Annotated in this window: 14 protein-coding genes; 9 read left to right on the top strand and 5 right to left on the bottom strand. The window is 32.0% G+C overall.

Annotated elements, in window-relative coordinates:
* The first annotated feature begins 40 nt into the window (after positions 1-40).
* Positions 41-508 carry a GyrI-like domain-containing protein gene (locus tag HMPREF3154_RS01255; protein ID WP_023351186.1) on the top strand — a complete coding sequence of 156 codons (468 nt, stop codon included), beginning with the start codon at positions 41-43 and terminating at the stop codon, positions 506-508.
* A gap of 46 nt (positions 509-554) precedes the next feature.
* Here HMPREF3154_RS01255 and HMPREF3154_RS01250 read toward each other — a convergent pair whose 3' ends face one another.
* The 3 genes from HMPREF3154_RS01250 to HMPREF3154_RS01240 all read right to left on the bottom strand — a co-directional run bounded on the left by HMPREF3154_RS01250 (position 555) and on the right by HMPREF3154_RS01240 (position 3,796).
* Positions 555-1,763: a putative multidrug effflux MFS transporter TcaB gene (locus HMPREF3154_RS01250; protein ID WP_023351187.1), complete on the bottom strand. Its 1,209-nt coding sequence runs from the start codon at positions 1,761-1,763 to the stop codon at positions 555-557.
* Positions 1,764-1,906: 143 nt separating this feature from the next.
* Positions 1,907-2,605, bottom strand: a complete 699-nt coding sequence (locus tag HMPREF3154_RS01245; RefSeq protein ID WP_030063335.1) for a hypothetical protein — start codon at positions 2,603-2,605, stop codon at positions 1,907-1,909.
* Between the two features lie 33 nt (positions 2,606-2,638).
* On the bottom strand, positions 2,639-3,796 hold the full coding sequence (locus tag HMPREF3154_RS01240) for a glycerate kinase (RefSeq protein ID WP_023351189.1): 1,158 nt from the start codon (positions 3,794-3,796) through the stop codon (positions 2,639-2,641).
* A gap of 155 nt (positions 3,797-3,951) precedes the next feature.
* Here HMPREF3154_RS01240 and HMPREF3154_RS01235 point away from each other — a divergent pair, with 155 nt between their 5' ends.
* The 3 genes from HMPREF3154_RS01235 to HMPREF3154_RS01225 all read left to right on the top strand — a co-directional run bounded on the left by HMPREF3154_RS01235 (position 3,952) and on the right by HMPREF3154_RS01225 (position 6,986).
* Entirely contained in the window at positions 3,952-5,463 is a 1,512-nt protein-coding gene (locus HMPREF3154_RS01235; RefSeq protein ID WP_306299728.1) for a DUF6056 family protein, read from the top strand.
* 16 nt (positions 5,464-5,479) lie between these two features.
* The gene (locus HMPREF3154_RS01230; RefSeq protein WP_023351191.1) at positions 5,480-5,860 is read left to right on the top strand and encodes a GtrA family protein; all 381 of its coding nucleotides are present in this window, start codon (positions 5,480-5,482) and stop codon (positions 5,858-5,860) included.
* A gap of 232 nt (positions 5,861-6,092) precedes the next feature.
* Positions 6,093-6,986 carry a cation diffusion facilitator family transporter gene (locus HMPREF3154_RS01225; RefSeq protein ID WP_023351192.1) on the top strand — a complete coding sequence of 298 codons (894 nt, stop codon included), beginning with the start codon at positions 6,093-6,095 and terminating at the stop codon, positions 6,984-6,986.
* 201 nt (positions 6,987-7,187) lie between these two features.
* Here HMPREF3154_RS01225 and HMPREF3154_RS01220 read toward each other — a convergent pair whose 3' ends face one another.
* A complete protein-coding gene (locus HMPREF3154_RS01220) occupies positions 7,188-7,598 on the bottom strand; it encodes an aggregation-promoting factor C-terminal-like domain-containing protein (RefSeq protein WP_002432800.1) in 411 nt (136 codons plus the stop codon).
* Between the two features lie 406 nt (positions 7,599-8,004).
* Between HMPREF3154_RS01220 and HMPREF3154_RS01215 the strand changes: the two genes are divergently transcribed.
* Complete coding sequence (locus HMPREF3154_RS01215; RefSeq protein ID WP_002432310.1) at positions 8,005-8,691, top strand: 2,3-diphosphoglycerate-dependent phosphoglycerate mutase; 687 nt, start codon at positions 8,005-8,007, stop codon at positions 8,689-8,691.
* A gap of 176 nt (positions 8,692-8,867) precedes the next feature.
* Here HMPREF3154_RS01215 and HMPREF3154_RS11305 read toward each other — a convergent pair whose 3' ends face one another.
* Positions 8,868-8,972, bottom strand: a complete 105-nt coding sequence (locus HMPREF3154_RS11305) for a putative metal homeostasis protein (RefSeq protein WP_000762708.1) — start codon at positions 8,970-8,972, stop codon at positions 8,868-8,870.
* Positions 8,973-9,166: 194 nt separating this feature from the next.
* On the opposite strand from HMPREF3154_RS11305, the gene HMPREF3154_RS01210 reads away from it, so the two are divergent.
* The 4 genes from HMPREF3154_RS01210 to HMPREF3154_RS01195 all read left to right on the top strand — a co-directional run bounded on the left by HMPREF3154_RS01210 (position 9,167) and on the right by HMPREF3154_RS01195 (position 12,952).
* Positions 9,167-10,609 carry an MDR family MFS transporter gene (locus HMPREF3154_RS01210; RefSeq protein WP_037550317.1) on the top strand — a complete coding sequence of 481 codons (1,443 nt, stop codon included), beginning with the start codon at positions 9,167-9,169 and terminating at the stop codon, positions 10,607-10,609.
* A gap of 129 nt (positions 10,610-10,738) precedes the next feature.
* The gene (locus HMPREF3154_RS01205) at positions 10,739-11,530 is read left to right on the top strand and encodes a transporter substrate-binding domain-containing protein (protein WP_023351194.1); all 792 of its coding nucleotides are present in this window, start codon (positions 10,739-10,741) and stop codon (positions 11,528-11,530) included.
* A complete protein-coding gene (locus HMPREF3154_RS01200; RefSeq protein ID WP_002432695.1) occupies positions 11,511-12,230 on the top strand; it encodes an amino acid ABC transporter permease in 720 nt (239 codons plus the stop codon). Before HMPREF3154_RS01205 ends, HMPREF3154_RS01200 begins: the two co-directional genes overlap by 20 nt.
* Positions 12,227-12,952, top strand: a complete 726-nt coding sequence (locus HMPREF3154_RS01195; RefSeq protein WP_023351196.1) for an amino acid ABC transporter ATP-binding protein — start codon at positions 12,227-12,229, stop codon at positions 12,950-12,952. The genes HMPREF3154_RS01200 and HMPREF3154_RS01195 overlap by 4 nt, the downstream gene beginning before the upstream one ends.
* Positions 12,953-12,989: the final 37 nt, after the last annotated feature.

Raw genomic sequence — 12,989 nt, 5'->3', positions numbered from 1 at the left:
TATAAGATAATTGAGTAAAATTAAAATGGGGGAGATGAACATGGACTACAGAATAGAAAATATTGAGAGCACAAAAGTCATAGGCGCTTATAGACATTATAAAAGCGGAGGACACGCTCAAAGTAATATTCCGGATTTCTGGGAAGATGTGCATACTATGAAATTAGATGAACGATTATTGCAAAAAAGCGATAACCAATTGAACGGTTTGTTAGGTGTTTGTCTGCCTAAAGAAGATAGAACAATGGATTACGCTATAGGTGTGCCAAGTACAGAAGATCCTCATGATGGTTTAGAGACATTCAACTTAGAAGGTGGAAAGTATTTAGTTGTCGAAGCTAAAGGACCTGTCCCTAAAAGTGTTCAGCAAACAATGAATGATATACATCATGAACTTATTCCTAGAGAAAATATTGAAATAAAACAAGCCCCATTCTTTGAGCTATACGGACCAGGTGATACACAAAGTGAATCTTACGTCACTGAGATATGGATGCCAATTCAATAATAATAATGAAACCTCACTTCTACATTTTGAAGTGAGGCTTTACTTTTTAATGAGATATAGTGTTTTTTGAATAAAGCTTAAAATAAATGAATTGTAGTAAAACTAGTAAGATAGCAGTAACACTAATTATAAGTAAGTAGGGAGTCATATCATGTTCACCATTTAAACCAACTAATGGAGAGATAATTCCTCCTAATATAAATTGGAACAAACCTAGCAAGCTAGAGGCATTACCACTACCTCCTGTTCGCTCTTCCATTGCCATTGAAAAGCCTAATGGCGCAATTGAAGTAACTGGCGAAATATTAATGAAAAATGCGATGAGTAATACATATAAAGGAAGATGTAAAGCTAACGTCGCAATAAGTAATATTACGCCTACAATTTGCACAATCGTTAAATAAATTAATAATTTTTGACGACTAATTTTTTCTACTAGTAGTGCAACAATTTGGCTAACTACGATTAATCCTACACCGTTAATAGCAAGCATCACGCTGAATTGAGGTGCACTCATGTGATAAATTTTTTGAGTAATAAAAGGAGATGCTGATGAATAACTAAATAACATCACATAGGTTAAACCTTGTAGCAACATAGGAATAACGAATGTCGGTTTTTTAAGTAAATACAAGAAATCTTTAAGTATATCTTTAAATTGAAGACGTGTTTGCATTGTTTGAGTATGGGCTGGCATTTTTAAGAAAATACCAATTAAAACTATAAAAGCGATAAGCGTTAAAAATGCAAATATCATTCTCCAGTTAGATATAGATAATACAAAACCGCCTAGCAATGGTGCTAATATGGAAATAATACCGTTAACTACCATTAATGAGGCTAAAAATTTAGCTAATTCATTACCATGGTATTTATCTCCAACAGACGCTTTGGCGATGACGATAGCACCGCCACTTGTTAAACCTTGTATCAATCGTAGAATTAAAAATAACGTTAAGTGACCGGTAAATATAGATAAAAAAGTGGCTACTAAATATATCATCATCAATATCGTGGCAATTCGTTTACGACCAAAGACATCTGAAATAGGTCCAAATAAGAATTGCCCAAGCGCGAGTCCAATCATTGCAAAGGATAGTGTCAATTGGATTTCTGAAGTTGTAGTTCCAAAATCATGTTGTACTTTAGGTAAAGAAGGTGTATATGTATCGATCGTAAGTGGACCGAATGCTGTCATGACACCTAAGATAATGATTAATATCATTGAAAAGTGCTTGGCACTTGAATGAGTCATAAATAATCTCCTTTGAACAAATTACAACATCAATTATATACGTTTTACATGTGTTTGTAAGTACTAAACTTAAATACTAATTTGTGTATACATAAAAACCTAGCAAAGTCGTTACCCTAAACGACCTTGCTAGGTTAGTGTGATTAATTACTTTGTCCATCAGAGCTTGAACCGTTTAATATACTTTCTAATTTTGATTTAATGCTATCAAATTTAGTGTTGATATCTTCAAGCATACTATTAATTTTACTTTGATTTTCATTGTTTTGTTGTGCGTTATTAGCATTTTTTAGTTTATCAAGTTGTTTTTGATAAAATTGTGTGAATTTAGAATCAGCATTATTTTCTTCTTTTTGTTTTAATTTATCAATTTCATTTTGTAATTTGCTAATTTGAGATTCACTATTTTTATTATTTTTAATATCACTTTTCGCCGAGTCAACTTGTTTGTTGATATCATCATTTTGACTTTCAACTTGTTTTTTATAATTTTGAGACACATTAGGATCATTATTTACTTTATCATCATTGTGATTCATGATGGCACGGGTAACAAAAATGGCTACTATAATAAGTAAAATAACTATGATAGCAATAAGCCATTTTTTAGTTCGACCTGATTTTTCATTTTCCTCTTCAAGTTGTTGTTCACGACGATAATCACGACCATTATAGTAACGTTCTGGTTCATCATCAAATTCTCGTTGATTAGAACGTTGACCGTTCATTTTATTTGGAGATTGAGCTCGATTTCGAAATTCGTCTTCTTCAGCTCGACGTCGGTGGTTTTGATATTGATTATCGTATTTGTATGAATCTCTATACTTATCTGTTCTTTTCATAATGTCACCTCATTGTAATGGTAAACTTCAATTTTATGGTTTTAATTTCAAATTCAATTTGATGAGACGGGCGATATTTGTTGCAGTTCTTTGCATGAATTGTGGTCCATTTTCAAGGGTGGTCTTTAAATCAGAAGGATACTCAGTAATGCTAAAGACAGTGTCAATGCCGTGGCGGTAAACTTCTTGATACTGATCACCGAGGCTACCACAAATTGCAATAACCGGGATGTCATATGCCTTTGCAACTTTCGCAACGCCTATGGGTGTTTTACCATAAATCGTTTGCTCATCCATTTTACCTTCCCCTGTAATAACAATTTGAGCATCTTTCACTCTCTCTTGAAAACGTGTTTCATCTAGAACTACATCTATACCTGCTTGCAAATTAGCATCAAGAAAAGCTAGTAAAGCAGTACCCATGCCACCAGCTGCGCCTGCACCTGGTATATCTTTGACAGACTTTTGTAATTCTTCTTTAATTTTATCATGATAGTGACTTAATGCGGAATCCAACTTTGGTATCATCTTTTCAGTAGCGCCTTTTTGAGGTCCATATATTACAGTAGTGCCTTGGTCACCCAATAATGGGTTTGTAACGTCACAAGCTACTTTAATTTCAACGTTTTGTAGCAAAGGATTGAGATGAGAGGTGTCAATCTTATCAATTGTGTTTAACGCTGCTCCACCAGGTTTAATTTCATTATGCTCAACATCTTTAAAAGAAACTCCTAATGCTTGCAACATACCCACGCCACCGTCATTGGTCGCGCTTCCTCCTATCCCTAAAATGATTTTCTTTACACCATGTTTAAGTGCTTCATTAATGAGTTGTCCAGTTCCATAGGAGGAAGTTTGAAGTGGATTTCTCTCCTCATGGGTTAATAAATGAAGGCCAGATGCCTCAGCCATTTCTATAATAGCTGTTTCATATTGATCACTTCTTGCATAACTTGCATCAATATTTCTAAAGAGAGGGTCTTTAACTTGAACGGTATAGGAAGTCGCCTTTAAAGCTTCTTTCAAAGCTTCAGTTGTTCCTTCGCCACCATCCGCCATAGGTATAAGGTCGTAAGTAACTTGATCATTAAACACTTCTTGAAAGCCATTTTGAATTGCAGTAGCTGCCTCTGTCGCTGTCATACTCTCTTTAAACGAATCTGGGGCAATAACTATTTTAAATTGTGACACGCAATCACTTCCTATTATTATGTTTTATTGCTATTTTTTTAAAAATAAACTTCAACTAAAGTCACACTTATAATTATCTTTTGGAAAGGGATAGTCATTTATATGTTTTTAAGTCTATAATAAAATTAAATAAATTAAGCTTACGATAAAACATCATGAACATGCAGAGAGGACATCTTATGAAACAACTTAAACAACACGAACAATTATGTTGGTATATAGGTATTATATTATTTTATTTCATTATGGCTATTCTAACACCATTATCTTTTGTTGACTGGCATTGGTATTTAAATTCACACATAAGTTCACTTGGGCAAGATTTAATGAGAACGAATGGAAGATATCTCGGGAATTTTTTAGAGATTCTCGCTATGCATAGCGCTATTTTCAAATATTTGAGTTATACTGCTTTATCGTGTTTAATGGTATACTTTTGTACCATAATAGTGAATGTAAATAAAAAGTTTATATATATTTTGATATGTTTTACATTTTTAATAATGATTCCAAGTGGAGTTTATAGTGAAACTTATGGATGGTTAGCAGGATTCTACAATTATATTCCTTCATCAATAATCTCATTATTCATCTTATATACTATCATTTATATTCTTTATGGAGATGAAGAGGCTAGTATTAATCATCTTTGGCTGTTTCTAACAGCTTGTTTGTTTGGGCAGTTATTTATTGAAAATATCACTATATACAATAGTCTTATCATTTTAATTGGTGCTAGTATATATGGCATCCAACATAAAAAGCTAAACTACTATTTAATTGTAGGCTTTATGCTAAGTTGCATTGGCGCAATCATTATGTTTTTAAATCCTATTTACTTTAAAATCATCGATGGTAAAACAGTCTACCATTCTATTTCAGATAAAGTAGGCATTATACATAAAATAGGAACGACTTTATTAATGGACTTTCCTAAGTATATATTTCTTAATCAATATTTAATACTCGTAGTTATTTCGGTTATCATTACAATACTTTTGGTTCGTAATACAATTTTTGTAAACCAACATGTTGTTATTAAATTTGCAATTATGTATGGTTTGTACAGTTTACCGTTTTATAAATTACTCATCTATGATCAATTCCATTTTGAAATATATACAAAATCATTTTCAATAGCTTTATTAAACTTCTTGATTTGTGCAGTTTTCTTTGCGGTCTTGATATATAGTACAGTCATATTAATATCAGAAAAATTTTTAAGAGCCATCGCTTTAGGATGTTTAATTTCAATCGTGTTATCGACGCTACCATTATTGGTTGTGGCTCCAATAGGAAATAGAAACTTTTATTTCATATACGTGCTGTGGTTAATATTTTTACTTTGTTTTGTAAAGCAATTTGATGGAAATATCAATAAAGTAACGACTATCGTTAAGGCAATTGCATGTGCTCATAGTTTGATATTAGTTATAGGATTTAGCTTGATTTATCAAAGTAGTGTCAATAGAATTGAAAATGTTGAAGAACAATTAAAAAATGGTAAGCGTCATCAAAGTATTATATTAGAGAGATTACCTTTCGAAAAATATACGCATTTAACAACACCGTCAACGAAGACGGATTTAAATGACTTCAAAGCATATTATGATTTGCCAAAAGATCTAAAGTTTAAAGTAGTACCATTTGGTTATGATGGAGAATAATTAAAGGAGATAGAGAATGAGATTAACCCAGACACATTTTGAAATTATCAAATTTGTAATAGTGGGTGGAATCAATACTTTAAATTACTATATTGTATATTTATTACTTCTAAAGTTATTAGGTGTTAATTACTTGGTCAGTCATATCACAGGATTTATTGTGAGTTTCATCATTTCTTATTACTTAAATTGTTATTTTGTTTATAGGGTAAAACCAACGCTAAAAAAGTTTTTAAGTTTTCCACTTACACAGGTGGTTAATATGGGAATGCAAACATTACTTTTATACATATTTGTGCAGTGGTTTCATTTCCCTTCAGAGATAGCCCCATTTGTAGGATTAATTATTACGATACCGGTAACATTTATTTTGTCTAAGTGGATCTTACGAGATTAATTGAGTTTAGATAAAGCAACCGACTAAGTACGTTGTACTGAGTGGGTTGCTTTTTTTAAAAAGAGATTTGAGATTGTGATTAAATTTGAATAAATATAAATTATAAATTAGGCAAATCTAAAAATTTCATTAGTTTATTTTCATAAAAAATATAGAAATAAAAAAACGTTGTAATACCTCAGTTATTGTTTCATACTAAAGTTATTAAAGCATATTAAGGTGGTAAATAAGCATGTTTCAAAGTGAAAATTTGAAGATTGCTCAACGTGGTGCCTATCTTAGTTTAGTCGTGTATATTATTCTTTCAATAGCCAAATATGTTACTGGATATATATACCAATCTGCAGCGGTTCGAGCAGATGCGTTAAATAATATGACAGATATTATCGTCTCAATTGCAGTTATTGTCGGACTAAAAATTTCTATTAAACCTGCAGATAAAAATCATCCATACGGTCATTTAAAATCTGAGAATATTTCGACATTACTTGTATCTTTTATTATTATGTTTGTCGGGATACAGGTTGTAACGGAAAATGCACCAAGACTTATTACACAAGATAGACATGTACCTAATGTAATTACAATTATTGTCAGTGTAGTCAGTGGTATGATTATGTTAGGTGTATTTTATGTTAATCATAGACTCGCTAAAAAAACTAATAGCAGCTCGTTACGATCTGCAGCAAAAGATAACTTATCCGATAGTTTAGTCAGTATCGGTACAGCTATAGGTCTTATATTCACGCAAATAGGATTTCCAATTGTAGATATTATTTTAGCGACACTTCTAGGTTTATTAATTATTTATACCGGGTTTGGGATTTTTAAAGAGTCAATCTTTACTTTAAGTGACGGATTTAATGAAAGAGATCTAGAAGACTATCGTAATGATATATTAGAAGTAAAAGATGTTATCGACGTTAATAATATTAAAGGGCGTTATCATGGAAGTAGTATTTTTCTTGATGTAACTATCGTCGTGAAACCGAATCTGTCATTGTATGAAGCTCATCAAATTTGTGATAGAGTAGAGCATCATTTACATGAAAAAGGTATTTCTTCAGTATATGTTCATCCTGAACCTTATAATCAAGAAGATAATAATAAAACGATTAAAGAGTAAAAACATAATTAGAGTGAGAAAATGATTTAAAATAAACCCCTAAATGAATTGATTTTAAAAAGTTCATTTAGGGGTTTTGGCTATATTAATACGTAGAGAGATGTTGAATTATTAAGATAATAGTTGAAATATAGCTTTAGTTAATAGTAGATCGTATCTTAAACAATCATTATATTTTTATAGGTTTAACCTAATTATAAATTACCAATACCCGTTAGCTTCGCGGAAAGAAATAGCATCATCTATAGAACCATAACGTTCTTTGGCATAATTAATCATACCTTTAGTTTGAGTAGCGACTGAACCATATCCCCATGATTGATTAGTTTGACCTAATCCATGATATTGTCCATTAGATGCATTTGGGTCTCCGCCTGATTCAGGAAGTACGATTTTTTCCCAAAGTGCTTTTGTACCTCCAGCTTTTATGAATTCTTGATATACTTCGCTTGTTGACTCACTACTTGCATTTGAGCTATGGCTAGATGATGTTTGAGTAGCCGTAGAATTATAATTTTGATTAGTATTTTCGGCAGCATGTGCATTACCGGCTTCTAAACCTGTAGCGCCTATTGAAACTGTAGCTAGAATTGCTAGTATTGATTTTTTCATAATTAATAACTCCTTTTACTAGAATCTGTCTGAAAATGCAGTTCATGATGCAGGTATCACAGATCTATTTTAATTTGTGTCTTTCTCAAGTTGTAAATACACTATATCATCGCAATTGTTTTCATAGGTTACATCAAAGTAAAAATACAAAGTCAGATATTTTATTCATAAAACAAACATTTCAATATATCAATGTCTTGTGACAATATATTACGAAAATAGCCATACAATTACTTGGGAAAATAAGTTTTAACGGTCTATAATAATAGTAGTGAGAGAGAAAAATGAGGTCAGTTATTCATGTAATCATTAAGTCATGTTAGCAATCTCATTGTTATATTTACGCTCATGTTTTGAGATTGTGTAGTGGTTGATTACGTAATTTTAAATTAGGAAGGTGTTTTTTATGCCAAAATTAATATTATGTCGTCACGGACAAAGTGAATGGAATGCTAAAAACTTATTTACCGGTTGGGCAGATGTGAAGTTGTCTGAACAAGGAATTGAAGAAGCTAAAACTGCAGGTGAAAAAGTAGCAGATAATAAATTAGAAATTGATGTTGCCTATACATCGTTATTAACTAGAGCTTTAGAAACAACACAATATATTTTAGCAGGTTCTAATCAACAGTGGATTCCAGTGCATAAAAGTTGGCGATTAAATGAACGTCACTATGGTGGATTACAAGGTTTAAATAAAGATGATGCACGTGAAAAATGGGGAGAAGAACAAGTTCATCAATGGAGACGTTCTTATGATGTGCAACCACCAGCAGAAAGTGAAGAACAACGTGAAGAATATTTAAACAATCGTAGATATAGACATTTAGATAAAAGAATGATGCCATATTCTGAAAGTTTAAAGGATACATTAGATCGCGTTGTGCCTATTTGGACTGATCGAATTTCACAACATCTATTAGATGGTGAAACTGTACTTGTGTCTGCACATGGTAACTCCATTAGAGCATTAATTAAATACCTTGAAAATTTATCTAGTGAAGAGATTGTTGGTTATGAAATAAAAACAGGTGCGCCACTTGTTTATGAATTAACTGATGATTTGGAAGTGAAAGATAAATACTATTTATAATAGACCAGAATAGAGTAAGCCATTAAATGATAAGTTTAAATCATTTAATGGCTTTTATTATGTGAAGTTATAAGTTGAAAGAATAATAAGGAAATTGTCTGGGAAATATGTCTTACTCATTTCGGGTAAATGATTAACATATCAAATTAAATATAAGTGTTAGAATTTAAAAGATTTTATTTCGCTCTTTTATGTTGTTTTATTATTTTCAGAGCACGTTTTCTTGTTTTTATATTCGGGCTATTCAAATTGCGTCTAGCAGTTTGTAAATCTAATTTCATTTTATCTTCCTCCTTGTGTATCTATATTATGGAAGAAAATAATGCTTTTGTAAATAGTAATTATTACGATTTAACAGAAATACATAAGTCGTAGTATTTTTTTAGAAACAAAAGTGAGCCAACTAAATGATTAACTTATTCAAAATATGTATAATAGGCAAATATCTGTTTGATGTTATAAAAGGGGGAAGGTCATGTCTTTAAAAACAAAGTTAGTCATGATTATCACTATGTTACTTGGTGGATTTTTTGGTTTGTTAAATGAGACATTATTAACAACAGCTTTACCAAGTATAATGAAAGATTTTCACATTCAGTATTCTCAAGTTCAATGGTTAACAACAGCGTTTTTACTTACCAATGGAGTGGTTATTCCATTATCAGCATTAGTTATACAACGATTTACTACAAGACAAGTTTTCCTAACAGGAATTTTAATCTTCTTTGTAGGTACAATTGTTGGAGGTTTTAGTCCCAATTTTACAACGTTATTATTTGCAAGAATTGTTCAAGCTTTAGGTTCAGGTATTATGATGCCTTTAATGATGACGTCGATTCTAGATATCTTTGAACCTCATGAACGCGGTAAATATATGGGATTCTTCGGACTTGTGATCGGTTTAGCACCTGCGATTGGTCCGACATTATCTGGTTATTTAGTTGAATATTTTAATTGGAGATCTTTATTCCATGTTGTTGCACCGATAGCAGCAATCACGTTTATTATCGCCTTATTCACTGTTAAGAATGTAGGACAAAATATTAAAGTTCCTATTGATGTAATCTCAATTATATTATCTATATTAGGATTCGGTGGTTTACTTTATGGTACGAGCTCCATTTCACATGATGGTTGGGACGATCCAATAGTCTTGTCTACGATTATCGGCGGTATTATTTTAGTGGTGTTATTCATTTGGAGACAATCACGCTTGAATACGCCTTTACTCAATTTTGGTGTCTTTAAAAATAAACAATTTGCAATTGGTTTACTTATTATGGCAGTAACAATGATTTCTATGATCGGTTCAGAAACAGTATTACCAATGTTTGTTCAAAATTTATTAAATAAGCCCGCATTAGACTCAGGACTCATTTTATTACCTGGCGCAATCGTGATGGCTATCATGTCAATGACTTCAGGAGCAATGTATGAAAAGTTTGGTGCTAAGCCTTTAGCTATCATCGGAATGTTAATTGTAATCATAACAACTTCGTATTTTGTGGTGATGGATGAACATACCTCAACAGTAATGTTAGCTACAGTTTACGCGATTCGTATGATTGGTATAGCATTAGGATTAATGCCAGTAATGACACATACCATGAACCAATTAACTCCTGAAATGAATGCGCATGGCTCGTCTATGACTAACACCGTACAACAAGTGGCAGGTTCAATTGGAACAGCTGGATTAATTACTATTTTAAGTCAAGCGAGTCAACATTTTTCACCTAAAATGAGTGATTATAAAGGTATGAATAAACAAGAAATGGTCAGTCAAATTAAAATAGATACGATGTTGCATGGCTATCATGCAGGATTTTTATTTGCAGTGATAATTACGGTGATCAGTTTCTTATGCACATTTATGCTTAAAAAACGTACTAAAAAAGAAAAAGAACAAACATCATGAACGGTATAAAAAATATATTAGAACTTTCTGAACACTTGATATAAGGGAACTTCTTATTGACTATTACACTCTAAAGGGATAAAATATTTTTATTCCGATTAGAATAATAAGATTAAGGAGTTTAACTAAATGAAGAGACTTTTATTTTGCATTATCGCTTTAGTATTTGTATTGGCAGCATGTGGTAATAACGATTCATCAAGTGATAAAGATAGCAAATCAAGTAGTAAAGATGATAATACATTACGAGTAGGTACTGAAGGTACTTACGCACCATTCACTTTCCACAATAAACAAGATAAATTAACTGGTTACGATATTGATGTTATTAAAGCTGTAGCGAAAGCAGAAAACCTCAAATTAAAATTCAATGAAACATCATGGGATTCTATGTTTGCAGGTTTAGATGCAGGGCGCTTTGATGTCATTGCAAACCAAGTTGGTATCAATAAAGATAGAGAGAAGAAATATAAATTCTCTAATCCTTACACTTATTCAAGCGCAGTATTAGTTGTACGTGATAATGAGAAAAATATTAAATCATTTAATGATGTTAAAGGTAAAAAATTAGCACAAACATTCACTTCTAACTACGGTAAATTAGCAAAAGATAAAGGTGCCGAAATCACTAAAGTTGATGGTTTCAACCAATCAATGGATTTATTACTTTCTAAACGTGTGGATGCTACGTTTAATGATAGTTTATCTTATTTAGATTATAAGAAACAAAAACCTAATGCTAAGATCAAAGCTATTAAAGGTAACGCTGAACAAAATAAATCAGCTTTCGCATTTTCTAAGAAAGTAGATGATAAAACAATTAAAAAATTCAATGATGGTCTTAAGAAAATCAGAGATAATGGTGAATTAGCTAAAATAGGTAAGAAATGGTTTGGTCAAGATGTTTCTAAGTCTAAATAATGAACAGCAACACGCTTTAGATGCGGCTAAGCAAGCATTTGGTCCAATGTTAGAGGGATTGGTGAAATATTCAATCCCTATTACTATAGTTACATTTATTCTAGGCCTTGTTATTGCTTTGTTTACTGCATTAATGCGTATTTCAACAAGTAAAATTTTAAGAGGCATTGCACGCGTATATGTATCAATTATTCGTGGAACACCGATGATTGTTCAATTATTTATTATATTTTATGGTATTCCAGAATTAGGAAGACTCATTACGAATGATGCGGATAATCAATGGACTTTAGCACCGGTTGTAGCTGCTATAATAGGTTTATCATTCAACGTGGGAGCGTATGCATCTGAAATTATTCGTGGTGGTATTATTTCAATTCCTAAAGGGCAAACTGAAGCGGCGTATTCAATCGGAATGAATTATCGCCAAACAGTTCAACGAATTATATTACCTCAAGCAATACGTGTTTCTATACCAGCATTAGGTAATACATTTTTAGGATTAATTAAAGATACTTCACTATTAGGTTTCATTCTTGTGGCTGAAATGTTCAGAAAAGCACAAGAAGTTGCGTCTACTTCATACGAATATTTAACTATTTATATTTTAGTAGCAATTATGTACTGGGTTGTATGCTTTATCATCTCAATTATTCAAGGATGGTATGAATCACGCATTGAAAGAGGGTATCGCTCATGATTGAATTAAAAAATATCCATAAGTCTTTTAATGAGACCGAAGTGATTAAAGGCATTGATTTAACTGTAGATAAAGGTGAAGTTGTAACTTTAATAGGGCGTTCAGGTTCTGGTAAGACAACGTTACTTCGTATGATGAATGCTTTAGAGATTCCAACAGACGGTACAGTCTATGTTAATGGTAAAACTTATACTGAAAAGGATAAAAAATCTCAAATCGAAGTACGCAAACAGTCTGGAATGGTCTTCCAAAATTATAATTTATTCCCACATAAATCTGCTTTAGAAAATGTGATGGAAGGACTTGTTACGGTTAAGAAAATGAAAAAGTCTGAAGCCGAACGTAAATCAATGGAATTATTAGAAAAAGTTGGACTTGATCACGTGAAAGACCAACGTCCTCATGCTTTATCAGGTGGACAACAACAACGTGTTGCCATTGCTCGAGCATTAGCAATGAATCCTAAGGTCATGCTATTTGATGAACCTACATCAGCACTTGATCCAGAATTAGTTAATGATGTTTTGAAGGTAATTAAAGAACTCGCTGATGAGGGTATGACGATGGTCATTGTGACGCATGAAATGCGATTTGCTAGGGAAGTCTCAAATCATACAGTTTTTATTCATGAAGGTAAAATTGCTGAGCAAGGCTCGCCAGACGAAATGTTTAATCAACCTCAAACTGAGGAATTAAAACGCTTTTTAAATGTAATTAAATAAGTTTGATACATGCTATGCTGACGGTTATTTGACGTTT

This window comes from Staphylococcus sp. HMSC06C11, from assembly GCF_001808345.1.
Lineage (GTDB): Bacteria > Bacillota > Bacilli > Staphylococcales > Staphylococcaceae > Staphylococcus > Staphylococcus capitis.
This window is presented reverse-complemented; position numbering and strand designations above follow the sequence as displayed.